The organism is Hafnia sp. CBA7124, from assembly GCF_002355555.1.
Taxonomy (GTDB): domain Bacteria; phylum Pseudomonadota; class Gammaproteobacteria; order Enterobacterales; family Enterobacteriaceae; genus Hafnia; species Hafnia alvei.
This window is the reverse complement of the sequence record NZ_AP017469.1, coordinates 3,022,196-3,045,532: the sequence shown is the minus strand read 5'-3', so window position 1 is coordinate 3,045,532 and position 23,337 is coordinate 3,022,196. Positions and strand designations below refer to the sequence as shown.

Sequence of the window (23,337 nt, the reverse complement as noted above, 5' to 3'; positions counted from 1 at the left end):
CGCTAAACTCCCTGAGTACGTGAGGCTAAGGCTTGGCGGATAAAACCATTATTTTGCGCAAGAACCGTGCTGGCTTCTGCCGCAGAGAGCTGGGCGAGAATCATCAAAATGGCGGTTTTACAGTGTCTTTTACATTCGCTGAGCGCTTTAACGGCTTCATCGCGGCTACACTCTGTGGCCTGCATGACGATGTCAATTTGGCGTTGAACCAGCTTGGCGTTGGTAGCCTCAACATCCACCATGAGGTTGCCATACACTTTTCCGCTGCGGATCATCGCTCCCGTGGTGAGCATATTCAGCACCATTTTTTGTGCTGTACCCGCTTTCATTCTTGATGAACCCGTTACCACTTCTGGCCCTACCACGGCTTCAAGCGCGATATCGGCTAATTGGCTCATGGCGCTGCTGGCGTTGCAGGTTAATGAAACGGTGGTGGCGCCAACTGAGCGCGCATATTTCATCGCGCCGATAACATAAGGCGTTCTTCCGCTGGCGGCGATACCCACAACCACGTCACGCTCAGAGAGTTGATGGTCTTTCAGATCTTGCTCGCCCAACTCGACGTTATCTTCGGCATTTTCCACCGCGCGTAGGATCGCGGTGTGGCCTCCGGCGATTAACCCGACCACCTGCTCATGCGGGGTGCCGTAGGTTGGCGGGCATTCACTTGCGTCTAGAATACCGAGTCGCCCCGAGGTGCCTGCGCCGCAATAAATAAGACGCCCACCTTGGCTAAAGGCCAGAGCGATAGCATCCACGGCCTGCGCGATTTGCGGCAGAATACGCTCAACGGCTAGAGCAACCTTTTGATCTTCTTGGTTAATAATCGTCAGCATATCTAAAGTAGACAGGGTGTCGATGTTTTCGCTGGCGATGTTACGGCCTTCAGTTTGCAGACGGGAGAGGTCAATGTTCATTTCAGTATTCTCAGATGCGTAAAGTTGAGGAATAAATTATTCCAAAATTAATGCAATTTAAAGAATTAATAATTTTATGCGCATTTTTTGTGATTGATATCGACTCTTTCTCCCGCTTAGAAATGCCTGCCAATTGGGCTGCGTCATGGACGAAGTGAATGCTTACCTAAGAATCCAGCCTCCATTTTTTGCGCTATGCAAGGTAAGATAGCGGCTACTTACCTCCTGCTGACCGAGTCCAAATGCGCTGCCTACAACGAATCACTCTCAACAAAGACGCCTTTACGCCCGGTGAACGTATTATTGCCGATTATATTTTGGCTAATCCCGATAAGTTGAAGCAGTGCTCTTCGCAAGAGCTCGCCAGCATTTTGAATATCAGCCAGTCGAGCATTGTGAAATTTGCTCAGCGATTGGGGTTCAAAGGGTTTACTAACCTCAAAATGGCCTTGATTGAGGAGTGGGGGCAGCAAAGTAAGCAGAACGCTGAATCAGAACAGCATTTGCATAACGATATTAATGTTCATGACACGCCGTCAGTGATTGCAGAAAAACTATTCCGAGCGAAGCAACAGGCTCTGAGGATGACGACCGACAGCGTGAACTTGGCGCAGTTGGAGAGTGTGGTTGCTGAAATCAAGGCGGCGCGCCGAGTACAGATCATGGGCATGGGCGGCTCGTCGCTGGTGGCGAAAGACTTGGCATATAAGCTGATGAAAATAGGCTACCCCGTGATGAATGAAATGGACAGTCACGTGCAGATGACGGTTGCTCAATCGTTAGGGGAAGGGGATGTGCAAATTGTTATCTCTTACTCGGGAGCGTTGAAAGAGATAGTGATTGCGGCTCAAGCGGCGCAGGAAAAGGGGGCAAAAATCATAGCGATAACGTCGCTGCAAGATAGCCCGCTCAGAAAGCTGGCTGATTTTGTTCTTGATACCATTGCTGATGAGGCGCGCTGGCGTAGCTCTTCTATTTCTGCGCGCACGGCACAAAATACTATTACCGATTTGTTGTTCGTTTGCTTGTTGCAGGAAGATAGCGAAAGAAGCCGCAGCTTTATTCATCGCAGCCAAGAGATGATTGAGCAGCTTAAGTAAGTCATAGGTATTTTTGATAGTGAGTCTGCTTTAAAGAGCGACGACTCGCGCGCCGTGCTCGTGGCATATTGGTGCCACTTCCAGTAAAAAAATGGCGCTAAATTACTTTAGCGCCATTGATTCTATTGTCTTAAATTTATCAACATCGGTGACCGTCTGAGCGGTCACCATTACTACGATGGCAGTAACACAGAATTAATTACATTGGTTTCCTAGCTTATTTACATCCTGGACTTTAACTTGGCCTGACGTGGTGTCAATTTTAAACACGGTCCATGTACTCCAACTATTGGTGCCGTGCTCATCATTAACTTTAAACTCCTGTGATGTTCCATCGGATAAGTAAAGATTAACCTTCGCGCCACTGTCGACAGCCCCAGCGACTTTACTTACAAAGTAACAATACACTCCTGAATGCATACTCTTTATCGTGATGGTTTCAGGGCCATAGCCATGTGTTGCATCCACATCCAGCGCTGCATCTGCGCCGCTCGGCGATTGATTCATGTAGCTAACTGGAATTTTATTGGATGGATCGCCTATGGAAGGCACCCAGAGCATGGCATTTAGGTCAGAGGGCTGGGCATTCCATGTGAGAACAATACGCGCCGCGTTACCTGCTAAATCCGGTGACAGATTAAAATCATGCTGTAGGTCCGTTACCGCTGGAATATCGAGCGTTGTATTTAATGTGGTAAAGCCGGTTGCGCTGACTTTGACATTATAAGTCCCCACAGGAAGAGCCATGTCGTATTTACCCTCTGTATCGCTGTCTCCGATCATGGTGCCGCCACCACTGGTATTAGAGACACTAATTTGGGCATTCGGGATTATGGCGTTGTTTGTCGCATCTTTGGTAACCCCATGTACTTCCACGATCAGTTGGTTGAAGTTAACTTTCTTATCTGCGTTAACCGCGGTTCCGTTGGTTAAGGATGCCGATACTTGCACTGATAATGTTTCCGTAGTGGTACTGGTCAGAACCATGGTGGCTTTGCCGTTAGCGTCGGTAACGCTGCTGGCAGCCTGCAAGGTTACGGCATTACCTTGGTCTTCAGACCAGTTCACCGTGGCGTTCGAAACAAGATTGCCGTGTGCATCTTTCACTATGGCGGTGTAGGTAAAGGAATCGGTCCCGTTGGCTATTTTATTGGTCGTGCTGTCGTTGAGCGTGACGGTATTCACCGCTGCGGTCGTGATATCCGCCACAAAGGTCGCACTCACCGTTTGGCTCTGACCGTTAGCCGTTGCCGTGACTTTGGTGATCCCCGCCGTGATGTTGGTCAGCGTTGTCGTTGCCAGACCTTGCGCATCCGTCATTGCCGTTGCCGTGGTTACCGTTGCGCCGTTATCCGCCGTGAAACTGACGCTAACATTCGGCACTAGGTTTCCATTCGCATCCGTGACTTTAGCTTGCACCTTATCGGTAGCAACACCGTCGGCTGTGGCGTTATCCACGGTGACCGTCAAGTCGCCGCTCACGATGGTCGCCGTGCTGCTGTCTGCAACAAACGTGGTGTCTACCGTCTGGCTATGGCCGTTAGCCGTTGCCGTGACTTTGGTGATCCCTGTCTGCACGTTGGTGAGGGTAGTGGTAGCCAAACCTTGGTTATCGGTAGTCACCAATGCAGTGACGACTGTTGCGCCGTTATCTGCCGTGAAGCTGACAGCGGTATTTGGCACTGGGTTACCCGTGGCGTCAGTGACCTTGGCTTGAACCGCATTGCTGTCCGTACCGTTGGCTTTGGCATTGTTGACGCTTACCGTTAAGTCGCCGCTCGCGATGGTCGCCGTGTTGCTGTCGGCCACAAACGTGGTGTCTACCGTTTGGCTATGGCCGTTAACCGTCGCAGTCACTTTGGTGATCCCCGCTTTAACGTTGGTCAGCGTGGTGCTTGCTAGCCCTTGGTCATCGGTGGTCACCGCGGCAGTAACGACTGTTGCACCATTATCTGCTGTAAAGCTGACGCTGGTATTAGGCACGTAGTTACCCTGAGCATCCGTGACAGTCGCCAGAACCTTATTGGTGTCTGTGCCGTTAGCTTTCGCATTATCAACAGTGATTGCTAATGCGCCATCCACAATGGTTGCGGTGCTGCCGTCGGCGACAAACGTGGTATCTACTGCTTGGCTATTGCCATTAACCGTTGCTGTCACTTTGGTGATCCCTGCCTTCACGTTGGTGAGGGTCGTGGTAGCCGAGCCTTGGTCATCGGTGGTCACCGTTGCAGTCGTTACCGCGCCGCCATTGTCAGCCGTGAAGCTGACGGTGGCATTCGGCACAGGGTTACCACTGGCGTCCGTTACCTTGGCTTGAACTTTGTTGCTGTCCGTGCCGTTGGCTTTGGCGTTGTTGACGGTTACGGTCAAGTCGCCGCTTACGATGGTTGCGGTGCTGTCGTCGGCGATAAACGTGGTGTCTACCGTTTGGCGGTTGCCGTTGATGGCCGCCGTGACTTTCGTTGTGCCCGCGGTCACGTTGGTTAGTGTGGTACTGGCTAGGCCTTGAATATCGGTTTTGGCGGTTGCCGAGATTACCGTGGCGCCATTGTTCGCACTGAAGCTGACATCAACATTCGGTACCGCATTGCCTTGAGCATCGGTCACTTTTGCTTGAACCGCATTGGTGGCCGAGCCATTGGCTTTGGCGTTGTTAAGCGTTACGGTCAGGTTACCTGCGGTAATCGTAGATGTCCCGCCGTCAGCCTCAAAGGACGTATCCACCGTTTGGCTGGTGCCATTGATGGAGGCCGTGACTTTCGTGATCCCCGTCGTGATGTTAGTCAGATTTGTACTGGCAAGTCCTTGATTATCGGTGGTGGCAGATGATGTTGCGACGCCTGCTCCATTGTCAGCTGTGAAGTTGACGGTGACGTTAGGAACCACGTTCCCCTGCGCATCGGTGACCTTGGCCTGCACCGTATTGGTATCGACGCCGTCGGCCTTCGCATTGTTCACGGTTACCGTGAAGTTAGAACGAGTTATCGTTGACGTGCTGTCGTCGGCCACAAACGTGGTATCTACCGTTTGGCTATGGCCGTTAACCGCTGCTGTCACTTTGGTGCTTCCGGCTTTGACGTTGGTGAGGGTAGTAGTAGCCAAACCTTGGTCATCGGTGGTCACCGAGGCAGTGACGATTGTTGCGCCGTTATCCGCTGTGAAGTTAACAGCGGTATTCGACACCGGGTTACCACTGGCGTCCGTCACGGTGGCTTGAACTTTGTTGCTGTCCGTGCCGTTGGCTTTGGCATTGTTGACGGTTACGGTCAAATCGCCGTTTACAATGGTCGCCGTGCCGCTGTCGGCCACAAACGTGGTGTTTACCGTTTGGCTATGGCCGTTAACCGCTGCCGTGACTTTGGTGATCCCCGCTTTGACGTTGGTCAGCGTGGTGCTGGCCAGCCCTTGTCCGTCGGTGGTCACCGAGGCCGTGACGATTGTTGCGCCGTTATCTGCCGTGAAGCTGACCGCGGTATTCGGCACCAGGTTACCCGTGGCATCTGTCACTTTAGCCTGGACTTTGTTGCTGTCCGCGCCGTTGGCTTTGGCGTTGTTGATGGTTACGTTCAAGTCGCCGTTCACGATGGTTGCGGTGCTGTCATCGGCGACAAACGTGGTGTTTACCGTTTGGCTGTTACCGTTAACCGTTGCCGTAACCTTAGTGATCCCGGCTTTGACGTTGGTGAGGGTGGTGGTAGCCGAACCTTGGTCATCGGTCGTCACCGAGGCCGTGACGACTGTTGCGCCGTTATCCGCCGTGAAGCTGACCGCGGTATTCGGCACCGGGTTACCACTGGCGTCAGTGACCTTGGCTTGAACTTTGTTGCTGTCCGTGCCGTTGGCTTTGGCGTTGTTGACAGTTACGGTCAAGTCGCCGCTTACGATGGTTGCGGTGCTGTCGTCGGCGATAAACGTGGTGTCTACCGTTTGGCGGTTGCCGTTGATGGCCGCCGTGACTTTCGTTGTGCCCGCGGTCACGTTGGTTAGTGTGGTACTGGCTAGGCCTTGAATATCGGTTTTGGCGGTTGCCGAGATTACCGTGGCGCCGTTGTTCGCACTGAAGCTGACATCAACATTCGGTACCGCATTGCCTTGAGCATCGGTCACTTTTGCTTGAACCGCATTGGTGGCCGAGCCATTGGCTTTGGCGTTGTTAAGCGTTACGGTCAGGTTACCTGCGGTAATCGTAGATGTTCCGCTGTCAGCCTCAAAGGATGTATCCACCGTTTGGCTGGTGCCATTGATGGAGGCCGTGACTTTCGTGATCCCCGTCGTGATGTTAGTCAGATTTGTACTGGCAAGGCCTTGATTATCGGTGGTGGCAGATGACGTTGCGACGCCTGCGCCATTGTCAGCTGTGAAGTTGACGGTGACGTTAGGAACCACGTTCCCCTGCGCATCGGTGACCTTAGCCTGCACCGTATTGGTATCGACGCCGTCGGCCTTCGCATTGTTCGCGGTTACCGTGAAGTTAGAACGAGTTATCGTTGACGTGCTGTCGTCGGCGACAAACGTGGTATCTACCGTTTGGCTATGGCCGTTAACCGTTGCTGTAACCTTAGTGCTCCCCGCTTTGACGTTGGTGAGGGTAGTAGTAGCCAAACCTTGGTCATCGGTGGTTACCGAGGCAGTGACGATTGTTGCGCCGTTATCCGCAGTGAAGTTAACAGCGGTATTCGGCACCGGGTTACCACTGGCGTCCGTCACGGTGGCTTGAACTTTGTTGCTGTCCGTGCCGTTGGCTTTGGCATTGTTGACGGTTACCGTTAAGTCGCCGTTCACGATGGTTGCCGTGCTGTCGTCGGCGATAAACGTGGTGTCTACCGTCTGGCTGTTGCCGTTAACCGCTGCCGTCACTTTGGTGATCCCGGCTTTAACGTTGGTCAGCGTGGTGCTGGCCTGTCCTTGTCCGTCGGTGGTTACAGAGGCCGTGACGATTGTTGCGTCGTTGTCCGCCGTGAAGCTGACCACGGTATTCGGTACTGGGTTACCACTGGCGTCTGTCACGGTGGCTTGAACTTTGTTGCTGTCCGCGCCGTTGGCTTTAGCGTTGTTGATGGTTACATTCAAGTCGCCGCTCACGATGGTTGCGGTGCTGTCATCGGCGACAAACGTGGTGTCTACCGCTTGGTTATGGCCGTTAACCGTTGCCGTAACTTTAGTGATCCCCGCTTTGACGTTGGTGAGGGTAGTGGTAGCCGAACCTTGGTCATCGGTCGTCACCGAGGCAGTGACGACTGTTGCGCCGTTATCCGCCACGAAGCTGACCGCGGTATTCGGCACAGGGTTTCCACTGGCGTCAGTGACCTTGGCTTGAACTTTGTTGCTGTCCGTGCCGTTGGCTTTGGCGTTGTTGACGGTTACGGTCAAGTCGCCGCTTACGATGGTTGCGGTGCTGTCGTCGGCGATAAACGTGGTGTCTACCGTTTGGCTATGGCCGTTAACCGCTGCCGTCACTTTGGTGGTCCCGGCTTTGACGTTAGTCAGATTTGTACTGGCAAGGCCTTGATTATCGGTGGTGGTGGATGATGTCACGACGCCTGCGCCATTGTCGGCCGTGAAGTTGACGGTGGCATTAGGAACCGCGTTCCCCTGCGCATCGGTGACCTTAGCCTGCACCGTATTGGTATCGACGCCGTCGGCCTTCGCATTGTTCACGGTTACCGTGAAGTTAGAACGGGTTATCGTTGACGTGCTGTCGTCGGCCGCAAAGGTGGTCGTCACGTTTTGACTATTGCCGTTAACCGTTGCTGTAACTTTGGTGTCCCCCGCTTTGACATTAGTCAGTGCAGCTTCTGCCAGTCCCTGAGCGTCAGTGGTGACCGATGTCGTGATGACCGTGGCTCCGTTGTCTGCCGCGAAGGTCACCGTCGTATTGGGAACGCGGTTTCCGTTGGCGTCTGTCACAGTGGCTTGGACTTTGTTGCTGTCCGTGCCGTTGGCTTTGGCATTGTTCTGGGTAACGACGAGGTTGCCGTTGATAATCGCTGCCGTTGAATCATCCGGTGCGAAGTTAATATTTACATTCTGGTTTGTGCCGTTAACGGCGGCAACAATGTTTGTGGTTCCCGACGTTGTATTGCTTAGGGTTGTGCTGGCCAAGCCGCTGGCGTCTGTTACCGCTGATGCGGTGGTGACTACAGCACCGTGGTCGGCGGTAAAGCTTACTGTAACGTTGTGAACGGGGTTGCCATATGCATCGGTGACTTTGGCTTGAACGGCATCCATTGCGGTTCCGTTGGCCAACGCGTTATCCACAGTGACTTTCAGATCGCCAGAGGCAATCCTCGCCGTTCCGCTGTCAGCGACAAATACCGCGTCTTTGCTAGCTGAATTTCCGTTGACCGTCGCCGTGACGGCGTATTTCCCGGATATTTTGCTGGTGACCGTTGTGGTCGCCTTACCATTAGTGTCCGTGGTGCCGATCGCCGTGGTGATGATTGCCCCAGATGCGGCAACAAAATTCACTGGGATATTCGGCACAAGGTTTCCGTTGGCGTCCGTGACAATCGCTTCTACGTTGTCGGTGTCTACACCGTTGTCCAACGCGCCGTTCGGATCAATAGTCAGATGACTATCGGTAATGGTGGCGGTTGCGCTGTCAGCGATAAAGTGGGTATCCACTTGGGCGCTGTTTTCTGAGTCTTGAATTTGAGCCGTGACGGTATAGGTCTCTGCCTTGAGGCTGGTGACCGTCGCTGTAGCGATGCCATCACTGCCGGTAACACCGTTGACCGTGGTGATTTTAGCTCCGTTGCTGACGGTGAAATGTACCGTGACATCGGGAACCGTTTTCGCATTGGCATCGGTGATTTTGGCGGTGATCTTGTTGGTTGCGGTACCGTTGGCAACGGCATCTTGAGTGGCTGTCAGATCGCCTTGCGCAATAGTTGGCGTTGATTTATCGGCAACAAAGGTAATGACTTGGGTTTTGGTGGTGCCGTTGATTTGTGCTGTGATCGTGCTGTCGCCCCCGTTGAGGCTAGTCACGAGGACGGTGGCTTGCCCTTCGGTGTCAGTGACCACGGTAGAACCTCCGACAAGCGTTGCACCATGGGAGGCACTTAACTCAACGGTGGCATTGGCAAGCGGGTTGTTATTACCATCTTTAACAGTGACTTTGAGTTTATCGGTACTTTGTCCATCGGACGGGGCGTTGTTATTAATGACGTCCAGCGCGCTGATCTGTGCCGAAGTGGTATCGGCAACAAAGTTTAGCCGGCCAGAGATGTTGTTACCGTTACTCATGGTCGCGGTGATCGTGCCTTCTTTAGCCAGTTTACTGCGCACGTATATTGTCGCTTTTCCCTGACTATCCGTATTTGCTGTGAGTTCCTGACCATCAGAATGATTGTCTTTGAATAGCGTTGCTGCGGACTGGCCGTTGCTGTCTTTGAGATCATCCACATTGAATGTGATCGCTTGTGCAGCCATCGGTTGGCCCTTATCGTCAACAACGACGGCCGTTACGGTGAAATAATCCGTATTATTGGCGGGCACTGCGCCTGACGGGGTGATAATTAATTGGCTAATGACGGTTTTAGATGGCGCGACGTTGATGGTGGTCGTTGCTGTGTTTGAGCTATTGCCATTGTTATCTATACCCACGGCTTTAAAGACATATTTTTGCGCAGCATTGGCGTGCTGGTTATGCACGTATGCGGGCAACTTCACTTCCAACTGGGTGAGTGATAGTTTGCGGAATGTCCCACCGTTTGCGATGAATTCAGGCGATGCCGTCCAATCGACATCTTTTAGGCCGTATTTATCTTTGGTCACGGTAAGAGGAAGGACGATCGTGTCGGCAGCGTTAGCATTCACATTATCGGGTAATGAAATCTGCAGTAAATCCTGCTTGCGATACTGCATAACAATGTCATAGTCGCGGTCGACAAATTCAGACATGCCGCCCTTCAGGCTACGGAGTGTATCTACCGAGTCAGTGCTAATTTGTTGCTCCCATGGCACACCAAAGCGATAGGTGACATCAAGGCCGATGAGGCTTTCATTTTTATCACCTACGGAGTGCTCACCTTTCAAGGTGAACAGGGGGACTGGTGTATAGTTCAGGCCGAGGGTCAGTGCTTTTGGATTATCTTTTAAATCGTCGGGATCGGTGCCCGTGCCTAAATCAATGCCTGTGCCAAAGTATTGTTCATATTTAATGTTGGCGCCCAGTTGTGGGTATGAAGGCAAATAGGCTTCTGCGCGCAGGTCAAAGCCATTCGCTGGCCGCTCGTCATAATCGTCCATATCAGAGAGATGAGACTGATGCCAGTCAGTTAGACCATAATAACTATTGACAGCCAGTTTCAGGTAATCAGTCCACGCTTCACCGCCCACGCCTAATCGCGCATTTTTCCCAGTGTAATCATAATCGTAGAAGGTATTAATGCCATATATCCAATCCCCAATATATTGGCGATAGCCGAGGCCTAAGTTAGCGGTATTTCGATCTTCATTACCGTGCATTCCAAGTTGCGTAAATAAGAGCTTGTCGTTATTTCCAATGATGGGAAGTAACATATCCCCTGCAATCTTGTTATCAGATTCGACGCTGACGCGCGCTGTGCCTTTTTGGTTTAACCAGTCGTTAATTTGCTGGTTAATTAAATCTTCACCCACGCTTTTCGCATAGTTGATAGAGGAATTAGCAATGTTATCGCTGGAAAGAATTTTCCCGGCCTGCATTGCATTATCGCTCATTGTAGAGTCGGGGGCAGGGGCGGACTTCGGCGATGCGGTATTATCACTTCCCAGAGAGGGAATGGTGTTGTTTGCCGTGTTATCTACGATGGATTGCGAACCAAGCGTCGGCGCCTTCATATTGCTATATTCAGCCGCGCGGGCAACAGAGCTGGCAGAAATCAGCAATGGTGTAAGAAGTTGGATAAGGATCAGCCCCCAAGAGGTAATTTTTACCCCCTTGGGTGAGATTATTTTTCTCATTGATATGCTAGTGTGCCTTTTATCATTTTTCATAACGACTTCCATGTTGTGTAGCGTATTCATATTTATTCATAAGAAGATAGGGTATTGATTGATAAGTGGATTTAAATTGTTTAAGTGAAGCGTTTGTTGATATCCATATTATATAAATTAAGGGGAAAGAATTTATTTGATAAATAATTAACTCTTTTCTGTCATGCAAGCCTCGCAATCCTTGTTAGGCTTCTATCTATCATTTGTTTTGCGTATTATATTTGGCTGAATATATTCTTAAAAAATGAATAAGAAAACTAATTACGCCAAAATGAGAACAAGGATTCTATATCTCTCATTATCACATTACTAGATATAGACGGAGTGGTAATTGTAAAAAATAGCACCATGCCTTTTTTTACTAAATTTTATGGAATATTTGGAATCTAGAATATTGATGGCGTAAATAAAATATTTTTTAAAATGTTATTTTTTAATTAGTTATAAACATACCTCAAACAAATGTTTTTTTAATATGTATGTCTATAATCATTAATTTAATTAAAAGTGAATAATCTATTAACTGCTAATTAATTATGTTTTACTCACAGGTCTATCTAGAGTACAGACGGTGAAGCGCGCTGTGTTTGCGAAATGAGAATAAATCATGGTTTGGTACTCGTGGTATGACCATCTTTGGTTGAGGTTGCGTAGCTCGTCTATTTCTGCGCGTACGGCACAGAACACGATCACCGATCTATTGTTTTTTTTGCAAGAAGACAGTGAAAGAAGCCACAGCTTGATTCATCGCATCCTTGAGATGATTGAGCAAGCGAAGTCGATAACCAGAGTGACCTATTATGATATCAATTATCGTTAATTATGATCTTATTTTGTTGTAATTATGTTGTTTGTATTTTAATGTAAGCGATGAGGTGGGGTTTTTATCCCCCTCATTGATGAGGAATATCTGAATATTGTGATTTTTAAACCTCTAAAACATCTTCATAGAACAATCACCACCTTATGTTCATTAAAAATAATACTAAATACTATAGAGATGCTTAAGATTGAAGAAAATTGTCGTCTTTATAATTATAAGGTAGATTTATATCTCGAGTTATTGCGGTAATTTAGCTGTAAGCTAAAATAAAACTCATGATGAAATTGATTTTTAGGCGGCGATTAATGCGGTAATTTTCCTAAAAAATCACTCTTTTCTATAAAAACACTTCACAATCAAATTATTGCAAATCTTCTATAAAAACCATGTTAAGCAGATTAATAACCCATAGCTAGCAGGTTGATTTATTTATATTTGGTGTTTTTGCCTGTCTTGGGATAATTATTGTTTTAATAAAATTCTTATAAATTGTATAAATCACACACATCACTTGTTTTACCCGCTCGGTTTTATTTGAGATGATTCTTACTACTTCACAAGTGCTGAAAAAGTAAAAAGGTTTATCTATAAAATATTGAGGGAAAATATGAAAAAATCTCATTTCACACGCTTTTTATAACAGCGTTCTTGTTTACTATAAAACAGAGGGCCTTATCTGTATTTATAGCTCAGTTTCTCTGATGTGAGTGTGATAAATTGAATCAATATAATGTAAAATTCATGATTTATAAAATTAATGAGACGGTTAGGTTTAAGCCTGCAGACGGTGCCATTTGGAGTATAGAAAGCCCTGAGCAAGTTATTAACTTAACGATTACTAACTGTAATCTTCTTTGTCTATTGCTCAATAAGAAAGGTGAAATCCTTTCTAGAGAGCAAATTTTAGAAGATATATGGGACAAGCAAGGCTTACGTTCATCTAATAATACACTTAACCAATATATCTCTATTCTTAGGCGAACATTTTCCTTGTTGGGTATTGATGATGAGGTGATTAAAACTATTCCAAAGGTAGGGTTTAGTTTAAATGCATCTATCTGTGTAGAAAAAGAGTGTAACGCAGAACCCGTGAATTTTACTGAAAAGGATAAGAGTCTAAAACAGAGTAACAAAAGCTATATTTATACTGTGACAATGAGCGCGCTGGCCATTTTTATTGCGGTGTTTTTTACCTACGTTTTATACAAAAATGATACCTACAGTCTCGATACACCTATCGTAAATATCGGGAAGTTTGATGCTTGTAGCGTCAATGTTCTACCTGAGTATACACGAGGACAATCACGCGATTTGTTGGAGTCATCAGTGAAGCTGATTACAGTCAGTGAAGTGCGATGTATTCCTGAAAGAATATTTATTGTAAAGCCAGAAAGTCGAGGGAGTGGGCGTTCATTTCTTGCGGAATGTATTGTCGATAAAAGAAGAAACGAATACTTTTTTTGTAAAGGATACTATATAAAATGAACAAAAAAATTGTCACTTTGCTCCTTTTTACTTTCATATTGGCGTTTGAAGTTATCTACGTCTGTTTTATCTATGAGCCATCATATAATTTTGTATGCGATGGCGAGTTTTCCTATAGCGATAGTGAAAGTAAAGACCTGCTGGACGGGAATATTTCATTTAGTCTGAATGATAAAATGCAAGGGCATGCCGAAATGACGGGGTATTTAACTAAAAATGGCGTGTCTCAGGATGTCATTCGCAGCGTTGATTTCAAGTATCATGTCGTGGCACCCAAACGTATTGTTATCTACGATGCTCAACTGATCACATACTTCCATGATTCCGTTGATGAGTCTTTCTCACCAGAACCTATCCTTGATTTTTTGTTTTTCCGTAATAAAGACTTAAAAGAAATTAACATCAGTGTACATAAAATTAAAAACACTTATTTGTTCGGTCGTGCGAATAATTTTGTGTTTGCCTGTACCTCATAATGCCCATTTTGTTTGAATGAACGGCTTTACCAATACCCCTCTATTAATCATTAATGGAAATAGTATGAATAAAAAACAGATAGGATTTTTTCTTATAGGAACAACTTTTTTTCTGTCCGGTTGTTCTTCGCCAAATAAAACGAATCAAAACTACCGAGGAGATGAGTTGGAGTATGATTATTTTTATGCTAACAGTCAGCTAACGCCAACGGAAGAGAATACGCCGCCTAAAAGCAGTATTGTCGGTGGCCATTCCTATTCATCTACGAATAATAAATGTATGGATAATTATAATTTCCTACGCGAGGAGAAGTCTAGCCAATACCCTAAGTATGCTGAAGACTACAATAAGATCACCGACGGGTTTAAGTTTCTCAACTCAAATAAAAATATCATGGATAAGGATGCCAAGAAAGTGTACACGATGGAGCTAAAAATGAAGCTAGAGACACTGTGTTCAAAAATTCAGTACTCGAGCTTTATTCTAGTTAACGAAAAACGTAAAGGTCTTTCTGATATCTAATCAGCGAGATAACACTATTCAATTTAGTTGTATTCATCAATCATCAACTTTCTTGCTCTAATAAAAATGGCGCTAAATAATTTTAGCGCCATTGATATTATTGTCTTAAATTCATCAACTGTTAGTTAGTCTTACTTGCAGTCCCCATTATTTCCTGAACTCGCTAGTGTATTTACTACGTTGATGTCAGTTTGGCCAGATGTTGTATCAATTTTAAACACGGTCCAATTCAACATGTTATCAGTGGCGCCGGTTGCATCTTCAATTTTAAACTCCTGCGATGTTCCATCGGATAAGTAAAGCTTAACTTTGGCGCCACCATAGGCAACAGGTGATGCGCTGAATCTATTGACGACGTAGCAATACACGCCCGGATGCATGCTATCTACCGTGATAGTTTCGGGGCCATAGCCATTTCTTGCATCCACATCTAGCGTTGCATCTGCACCGGCTGGTGATTTAGAACCATAATTAACCTTTATTAAACTGGTTGGATTTCCCACCTTAGGCACCCAGAGATAGGAATCAAGGTCAGCAGGTTTATCATTCCACGTGAGAACAATACGCGCCGCTTTGCCATCTAAGTTTGGCGACAGAACAAAGTCCTTCTGCTGGTCTGTAACCGTTTGGATATCGAGCGTTGAATCTAACGTGATAAAGCCGGTTGCGCTGGCTTTCACATAATAAACCCCCTGCGGAATACTGATCTCGTATTTACCATCGGTACCGCTGGTCACGGAGTATTCCGGATTTGCGTTATTTTCAGATAAAGAGAGCTCGATCTTCGTATTTGGGATCATGGCATTGTTTATCGCGTTCTTAGTTACTCCATGTAATTTCACTAGCTGTTGTTTGAAGTTAACTTTCTGATTGGCATCAACCGGCGTTCCGTTTGTTAAGGATGCGGACACTTGCACCAATAATGCTTCTGCAGAGGTACTGGTCAGTACCATGGCTGCTTTGCCGTTGACGTCGGTCGCGCTGCTCGCAGCCTGTAATGTTACGGTATTACCTTTGTCCTGAGACCAGTTCACCGTTGCATTCGGAACGAGGTTGCCATGCGCGTCTTTAACAATAGCGGTATAGGTAAAGAAATCGGTCCCGTTGGCTATTTTATCGGTCACGCTGTCGTCGAGCGTCACGGTAGTTACCGCTGCAGTAGTGATATCCGCTACAAAGGTGGTATCTACCGTTTGGTTATGACCGTTAATTGCCGCCGTGACTTTGGTGATCCCCGCCGTGATGTTGGTCAGCGTGGTGGTTGCTAGACCTTGCGCATCCGTGCTGACTGCTGCGGTTGTTACCGTTGCGCCGTTATCCGCCGTGAAACTGACGTTAACATTAGGCACTAGGTTGCCATTCGCATCCGTGACCTTGGCCTGTACCTTATTGGTGGCAGTACCATCGGCTTTGGCGTTGTCCACGGTTACCGTCAAATCACCGCTTACGATGGTAGACGTGCTGTCATCGGCCACGAACGTGGTATCTACCGTTTGGTTATTACCATTGATGGTGGCGGTAACTTTGGTAACGCCAGCTTTGATATTGGTGAGCGTGGTGCTCGCTAAACCTTGGCTGTCGGTTGTCACTGATGCGGTAATGACCGTTGCGCCGTTATCTGCCGTGAAACTAACTGCGGTATTCGGCACGAGATTGCCATTGGCATCCGTTACCTTGGCTTGAACTTTATTGCTGTCCGTGCCGTTGGCTTTGGCGTTGTTGATGGTTACCGTTAAGTCGCCGTTCACGATGGTCGCGGTGCTGTCGTCAGCCACAAACGTGGTATCTACCGTTTGGCTGTTGCCGTTAACCGTTGCCGTGACTTTGGTGATCCCCGCTTTGATGTTGGTCAGCGTGGTGCTTGCCAGACCTTGGTCGTCGGTAGTGACCGATGCGGTGATGACCGTTGCACCGTTGTCTGCTACGAAGCTGACGGCGGTATTCGGTACTCGGTTTCCATTGGCGTCCGTTACCTTGGCTTGAACTTTGTTACTGTCCGTGCCGTTGGCTTTGGCATTATCGATGGTCACCGTTAAGTCGCCGCTCACAATCGTAGACGTTGTGTCATCGGCCACGAAGGTGGTATCCACACTTTGGTTATTGCCGTTAATGCTGGCTGTAACCTTGGTGATCCCCGATTTAACGTTGGTTAGCGTGGTGCTGGCGAGTCCTTGACCATCGGTAGTTGCCGATGCGGTCGTCACCGTTGCGCCGTTATTAGCCGTGAAGCTGACCGTGGTATTTGGAACGAGGTTGCCATTGGCATCGGTAACCTTAGCCTGAACCGCGTTAGTTTCCGTGCCGTCAGCTTTGGCGTTGTTCACCGTAATCGTTAAGTTGCCGCTCACGATGGTACCGGTGCTGTCGTCGGCCACAAACGTGGTATCTACCGTTTGGCTGTTGCCGTTAATCGCGGCAGTGACTTTGGTGATCCCCGCCTTCACGTTGGTGAGGGTGGTTGCCGCTAAACCTTGATCGTCGGTGGTTACCGTTGCGGTGGTAATCGCAGCGCCATTGTCTGCCGAGAAGCTAACGGTGGTATTGGGTACTCGGTTGCCATTGGCATCCGTCACCGTAGCCAGAACCTTGTTGGTGTCTGTGCCGTTGGCTTTGGCATTATCAACGGTGATCGTTAACGCGCCATCCACAATGGTGCTGGTACTGTCGTCGGCGACAAAGGTGGTATCCACGTTTTGGCTATTGCCATTAATGGTGGCGGTAACCTTGGTGATCCCCGACTTGACGTTGGTCAGCGTGGTGTTAGCCAGCCCTTGGGCGTCCGTGGTTGCCGATGCGGTGGTGACCGTTGCGCCGTTATTGGCTGCAAAGGTGACTGCCGTATTTGGAACCAGGTTGCCGTTGGCATCGGTGACTTTCGCTTGAACGGCGTTGGTGTCTGAACCGTTGGCTTTAGCGTTATTGACCGTAACCGTTAAATCACCTGCGACAATGGTTCCGGTGCTATCGTCGGCCACAAACGTGGTGTCTACCGTTTGGCTGCTGCTATTAATGCTCGCAGTGACTTTGGTAATACCCGCTTGCACATTGGTCAGCGTCGTACTTGCTAACCCTTGTGCGTTCGTGGTTGCCGATACGGTGATGACCGTTGCGCCGTTATCTGCCGCGAAGGTGACCACGGTATTTGGTACAAGGTTTCCGTTAGCATCGGTGACTGTAGCCTGAACTTTGTTACTGTCAGTACCGTTGGCTTTGGCGTTGTTGACGATAACGGTCAGCGCGCCATTCACGATGGTGCCGGTCGTATCATCCGCGATAAACGTGGTATCTACCGTCTGGCTATCGCCGTTAATCGTGGCTGTCACTTTGGTCACGCCCGCTTTCACGTTAGTGAGAGTGGTACTTGCTAATCCCTGAGCGTTAGTGGTTGCCGATGCGGTAGTGACCGTTGCGCCGTTAGTGGCGGTGAAACTCACCACGGTGTTTGGCACAAGGTTGCCATTAGCATCGGTCACTTTGGCCTGAACGGCATTGGTGGCGGTGCCGTTAGCTTTCGCATTGTCTGCGGTGACCGTTAAATTGCCGTTGACGATGGTGCCAGTCGTGTCATCCGCGACAAAGGTGGTATCAACGGTTTGGTTCGATCCGTTAATCACTGCGGTGACCTTGGTATTTCCCGCAGTCACGTTGGTGAGCGTGGTTACCGCTACGCCGTTTTCGTTGGTCATTACAGCGGCATCAATAATCGATGCACCGTTGTTAGCAGAGAAACGCACTTCAACGTTTGGCACCGTATTGCCGTTGGCATCGGTGACTTTTGCTTGAACCTCATTGGTTGCCGAACCATTTGCTTTGGCATTATTGACGGTCACGGTCAGGTTGCCATCAGTAATGGTGGAGGTGCCATCATCGGCGATAAACGTTGTGTTAACGCTTTGGCGATTGCCGTTGATAGCCGCCGTTACTTTGGTGGTGCCCGCGGTAACGTTGGTTAACGTTGTGCTCGCTAAGCCTTGAGCATTGGTGGTGACCGTTGCAGTGATAACCGTGGCGCCATTATTGGCACTGAAGCTGACATCAACATTAGGCACCGCGTTGCCTTTTGCATCGGTCACTTTTGCTTGAACCGCATTGGTGGCTGAGCCATCGGCTTTGGCGTTGTTAAGCGTTACGGTTAGGTTGCCATCGGTGATAGTTGAAGTTCCGCCATCCGCCTCAAAGGACGTGTCCACCGTTTGGCTTGTGCCGTTGATGGCAGCAGTCACTTTGGTGATCCCGGCTGTCACGTTGGTCAGATTGGTACTGGCAAGTCCTTGAGCATCGGTCGTGACGGATGACGTCGCGACGCCTGCGCCGTTATTGGCTGTGAAACTGACCGTTGCGTTAGGAACCGAGTTTCCCTGCGCATCAGTGACCTTAGCCTGCACCGTATTGATATCAACGCCATCGGCCTTCGCATTGTTCACGGTAACCGTTAAGTTCGCGCTGGTTATCGTTGACGTGCTGTCATCAGCCACGAAGGTGGTCGCCACGTTCTGGCTATCGCCATTAATGGTTGCGGTGACGGTGGTGATTCCAGCCTTGACGTTAGTCAGAGTAGTGCTAGCCAAGCCCTGACTATTCGTCATGGCTGACGCTGTGGCAATCGTTGCGCCGTTATCGGCGGCGAAACTGACGGCGGTATTGGGAACGAGGTTGCCATTGGCATCTGTTACCTTGGCCTGAACCTTATTCGCGTCGGTGCCGTTGGCTTTTGCATTGTTAATGGTGATAGTGAGATCGCCGCTGACAATGGTTGCCGTGCTGTCATCGGCGGCAAAGGTTGTATCAACATTTTGGCTATTGGCGTTGACCGTTGCGGTTACTTTGGTGATGCCTGCCGTGATGTTGGTGAGGGAAGTGCTTGCTAACCCTTGGCTATCCGTGGTGACTAATGCAGTCACCACCGTTGCACCATTATTCGCCGTAAAGTTGACCGGCGTATTAGGAACAAGGTTGCCATTGGCGTCTGTCACTTTGGCTTGAACTTTGTTGCTGTCCGTACCGTTGGCTTTAGCATTGTTGATGATAACCGTTAAGTCACCTTTAACAATCGTCGAGGTGCTATCGTCGGCCACAAACGTTGTATCGATATTCTGGCTATTCCCGTTAATCGCGGCGGAAACGTTGGTGACCCCCGCGCTCACGTTGGTTAGTGTTGTCGTTGCTAGGCCGTTTTCATTGGTGGTAGCAGAAGCCGTGATCACCGTTGCGCCATGATTTGCCGTGAAGCTAACCACGGTATTTGGGACGAGGTTACCATTGGCATCCGTGACTTTCGCCTGAACTGAGTTGGTGTCTGCGCCGTTGGCTTTGGCGTTATTCACCAGAACGGTGAGGTTGCCACTGACAATCGTTGCGGTGCCATCATCAGCCACGAAGTGAGTATTTACGACTTGGCTGCTGCTGTTAATGGTTGCGGTAACCTTCGCTACGCCGGTCGTCAAGTTGGTGAGCGACGTCGTTGCTAAGCCTTGATCGTTGGTGGTGGCGGTGGCCGTTGCGATAGTCGCCCCGTTATCCGCGCTGAAACTGACCGACGCATTAGGCACAAGGTTCCCGTTTGCATCCGTGACTTTCGCCTGCACCGCATTGGTTGCATGCCCATCGGCTTTGGCGTTATCAGCGGTGACCGTTAGATCGCCTTTGACAATGACCGCCGTTGAACCATCGGCCACAAACTGAGTATCAACGGCGATACTCTGACCGTTAATTTTCGCCGTGACGGTAGCGGCACCCGACAGCGTATTGGTCAGCTCAGTGCTGGCAAGACCCTGCGCATTGGTGATCGCTGATGCCGTAACGACTGTGGCACCATGATTAGCGCTAAAGTTAACCGTGGCATTTGGTACCAGATTTCCGTTGGCGTCGGTAACTTTCGCCTGTACCGAGTTGGCATCACTTCCGTTGGCCTTGGCGTTATTCTGGATAACGACGAGGTTCCCCTTGGTGATCGTTGCCGTTGAATCGTCCGGTGCGAAGTTAGTATTTACATTCTGGTTTGTGCCGTTAATGGCGGCAACAATGTTGGTTGTCCCCGACGTTATATTGCTGAGGGTCGTGCTGGCCAAGCCGCTGGCGTCTGTTACCGCTGATGCAGTGGTGACGATTGCGCCGTGGTCAGCGGTAAAATTCACCGTAACGTTGGGAACGGTGTTGCCATGCGCATCGGTTACTTTGGCTTGTACCGCATTCATCGCGGTTCCGTTGGCCAACGCGTTATCGGCGGTGACTTTCAGATCGCCAGACGTAATGGTCGCTGTGCCGCTATCGGCAACGAATACCGCGTCTTTGCTGGCTGAATGCCCATTAACCGTCGCTGTGACGGCGTATGTGCCGGATGTGCTACTGGTGACCGTTGCGGTCGCCTTGCCGTCTGCGCCGGTGGTGCCGATCACCGTGGTAATGGTTGCGCCAGATGCGACAACGAAATTCACCGTAGCATTTGGTACGAGGTTATTATTGGCATCGGTAACGATAACGGCTACGTTGTCGGTGTTTACGCCGTTGGCCAATGCGCCGTTCGGATCGATGGTCAAATTACTATCGGTGATGGTTGCAGTTGAACTATCAGCAATAAAGCGAGTATCCGCTTGAGCGCTATTTCCTGATTCTTGAATTCGCGCCGTTACGGTATAGGTATCGGCCTTGAGGCTGGTCACCGTCGCCGTAGCAATCCCATCATCGCCTGTCACGCCTTTCACCGTGGTGATTTTGGCCCCGTTGCTGACGGTGAAATGTACCGTGACATCAGAAACAGTATTCGCATTAGCATCGGTGATTTTGGCGGTAATCTTGTTGGTTGCGGTGCCGTTGGCGATAGCGTCCTGAGTCGCGGTCATATCACCTTGTCTAATCACAGACGTTGATTTGTCTGCAATAAACGTCACTGCTTGGGTTTTTGCGCTGCCGTTAATACGTGCCGTGATGGTGCTATCACCGACGATGGCATTGGTGACTAACACCATGGCCTGACCTTCGGAATCGGTCATCATCGTTGAACCATTCACTAGGCTGGCATTGTGCGTTGCATCTAAACCGACCTGCACATTGGCAAGCGCGTTGCCGTTGGCATCTTTTACCGTGGCTTGCAGTTTATTGGTGCTTTTCCCATCGGCCAGCGCGTGGTTTTTAATGATTTCTAGCGCACTGATCTGCGCGGAAGCCGCGTCGGCAATGAATTCAACCTGACCCGACTTATAGTTACCATTATTCATGGTAGCCGTAATGACGCCGATTTTTGCCAGTTTGCTCCGTACGAAGACCGTCGCTTTACCGTTGCCGTCGGTGTTAACCGTCAACGATTGAGGGCTGGAACGTCCATCTTTAAACAATGTGGCCGCTGAGCGCCCGTCTGCGCCTTTAAGGTTATCAATATCAAAAGTGATAGGCTCAGCCACCATCGGCTGGCTTTGTTCATCGCGAACAAAGGCCGTTACGGTGAAGTAATCAGAATCATTGGCTGGAACCGAACCTGATGGGGTAATAGCCAATTCACTAATGATATTCTTAGAAGGCTCCACGTTAATCGTAGTTGCCGCAGTATTCGAATTGTTACCATTGTTATCGACGCCAACGGCTTTAATCACGTAACCCTGAGCGGCATTCGCGCGTTTGGTATAGACGTAGGGCGGTAATTTAACTTCCAACTGCGTTAACGATAATTTTCGGAATGAACCACCGTTCGCTAGGAATTCTGCTGATGCCGTCCAGTCAACGTCTTTCAGACCGTATTTGGCTTTAGAAACCGTCAATGGAAGGATGATGGTTTCAGCCGCTTTGGCCGTCACTTTATTCGGCAGGGAAATACGCAGTAAATCCTGCTTGCGGTACTGCATTACAATTTCATAGTTACGATCGACAAACTCATACATGCTGCCCATCAGGCTGCGGAGTGCGTCAACGGAGTCTGCGCTGATTTGCTGCGCCCAAGGCACACCAAAGCGATAGTTGATGTCCAGCCCAATGCGGCTATCATCTTTATCACCCATGGAGTGTTCGCCTTTAATGGTGACTAATGGCACCGGCGTATAGTTCAAACCTAGCGTCAGGGCTTTTGGATTATTTTTTAAATCATCTGGATTTGTGCCTGTACCAAGATCGATCCCTTTGCCGAAGTACTGTTCATATTTGATATTCGCCCCAAGCTGGGGGTATGACGGCAAGTAGGCTTCTGCACGTAGGTCGAAACCATTGGCAGGGCGCTCATCGTAATCCTTCATGTCCGAGAGATGAGATTGATGCCAGTCGGTTAAGCCATAGTAGCCGTTAACCGCCAGTTTCAAATAATCGGTCCACGCTTCACCGCCAACGCCGAGTCGCGCATTTTTGCCGGTGTAATCGTAGTCGTAGAAGGTGTTAACCCCGTACATCCAATCGCCAATATACTGACGATAGCCGAGGCCTAAGTTAGCGGTATTTCGGTCTTCATTTCCGTGAAGCCCAACCTGAGAGAAGAACAGACTGTCATTATCCCCGATGATGGGAAGTAACATATCGCCTGCAATTTTATTATCAGAACCTACGCTAACGCGCGCAGTACCTTTTTGGTTCAGCCAATCGTTGATTTGCTGATTAATTAATCCCTCGCCAATGCTTTTAGCATAATTAATTGATGCATTGGTGACGTTATCACTGGAGAGAATTTGCCCTGCTTGCATTGCATTACCCGTGAGATCGGCGGCTGGAGCTGAATCACGGGAAGCTGCATCGCTGCCGAGAGAGGGTAAATGAGATAAAGGTTGTTCTGGTGTTATGCTTACGGGAGCTGAAGGCGTCGGAGTTGTTTCCGGCGGAAAAAGAGATTGAAATTCTGGCGTTGTGGTTAACGCTGGCAGGTTCTTTTTTTCTTTCGTTATTAGAGGAGACGTCGGCTGAATGATCGTTTTCGCATTATTATCAACGACGGATTGCAGCCCAAGAATTGTCTCCTCCATATTGTTATATTCAGTGGCCCGAGCAACAGAGCTGGCGGAAATTAACAATGGTGTAAGAACCTGAATAAAGATTATCCCCCAAGAGGTTATTTTCATCC

At 49.0% G+C, this 23,337-nt stretch carries 7 protein-coding genes; 4 read left to right on the top strand and 3 right to left on the bottom strand.

All coding sequences use genetic code 11. From position 1 onward, the window contains the following. Positions 1-2: 2 nt before the first annotated feature. A complete protein-coding gene (gene murQ / locus CPY98_RS14065; RefSeq protein ID WP_025797588.1) occupies positions 3-917 on the bottom strand; it encodes an N-acetylmuramic acid 6-phosphate etherase in 915 nt (304 codons plus the stop codon). 242 nt (positions 918-1,159) lie between these two features. Here murQ and CPY98_RS14060 point away from each other — a divergent pair, with 242 nt between their 5' ends. Continuing rightward, entirely contained in the window at positions 1,160-2,017 is an 858-nt protein-coding gene (locus CPY98_RS14060) for an SIS domain-containing protein (protein WP_046448620.1), read from the top strand. 195 nt (positions 2,018-2,212) lie between these two features. On the opposite strand, the gene CPY98_RS14055 is transcribed toward CPY98_RS14060, so the two are convergent. Continuing rightward, positions 2,213-10,966 carry an Ig-like domain-containing protein gene (locus tag CPY98_RS14055; RefSeq protein WP_172863848.1) on the bottom strand — a complete coding sequence of 2,918 codons (8,754 nt, stop codon included), beginning with the start codon at positions 10,964-10,966 and terminating at the stop codon, positions 2,213-2,215. Positions 10,967-12,563: 1,597 nt separating this feature from the next. On the opposite strand from CPY98_RS14055, the gene CPY98_RS14045 reads away from it, so the two are divergent. From CPY98_RS14045 to CPY98_RS14035, 3 genes are all read left to right on the top strand, one after another. Next, the gene (locus CPY98_RS14045) at positions 12,564-13,307 is read left to right on the top strand and encodes a winged helix-turn-helix domain-containing protein (protein ID WP_046448616.1); all 744 of its coding nucleotides are present in this window, start codon (positions 12,564-12,566) and stop codon (positions 13,305-13,307) included. Beyond that, entirely contained in the window at positions 13,304-13,783 is a 480-nt protein-coding gene (locus CPY98_RS14040; RefSeq protein ID WP_043494412.1) for a hypothetical protein, read from the top strand. The genes CPY98_RS14045 and CPY98_RS14040 overlap by 4 nt, the downstream gene beginning before the upstream one ends. A 64-nt stretch (positions 13,784-13,847) precedes the next feature. Beyond that, entirely contained in the window at positions 13,848-14,306 is a 459-nt protein-coding gene (locus tag CPY98_RS14035) for a hypothetical protein (protein WP_025797598.1), read from the top strand. A 131-nt stretch (positions 14,307-14,437) separates the two neighbouring features. On the opposite strand, the gene CPY98_RS14030 is transcribed toward CPY98_RS14035, so the two are convergent. Further along, positions 14,438-23,239 (bottom strand): Ig-like domain-containing protein, encoded by an 8,802-nt coding sequence (locus tag CPY98_RS14030; protein WP_172863847.1) that lies wholly within the window; start codon positions 23,237-23,239, stop codon positions 14,438-14,440. Positions 23,240-23,337: the final 98 nt, after the last annotated feature.

Excerpts from the sequence above, each read along its gene's own strand:
- CPY98_RS14055 (WP_172863848.1), bottom strand. The coding sequence starts at position 10,966 with ATGAGAAAAATAATCTCACCCAAGGGGGTAAAAATTACCTCTTGGGGG.
- CPY98_RS14045 (WP_046448616.1), top strand. The coding sequence starts at position 12,564 with ATGATTTATAAAATTAATGAGACGGTTAGGTTTAAGCCTGCAGACGGT.
- CPY98_RS14060 (WP_046448620.1), top strand. The coding sequence starts at position 1,160 with ATGCGCTGCCTACAACGAATCACTCTCAACAAAGACGCCTTTACGCCC.
- CPY98_RS14035 (WP_025797598.1), top strand. The coding sequence starts at position 13,848 with ATGAATAAAAAACAGATAGGATTTTTTCTTATAGGAACAACTTTTTTT.
- CPY98_RS14030 (WP_172863847.1), bottom strand. The coding sequence starts at position 23,239 with ATGGAGGAGACAATTCTTGGGCTGCAATCCGTCGTTGATAATAATGCG.
- murQ (WP_025797588.1), bottom strand. The coding sequence starts at position 917 with ATGAACATTGACCTCTCCCGTCTGCAAACTGAAGGCCGTAACATCGCC.
- CPY98_RS14040 (WP_043494412.1), top strand. The coding sequence starts at position 13,304 with ATGAACAAAAAAATTGTCACTTTGCTCCTTTTTACTTTCATATTGGCG.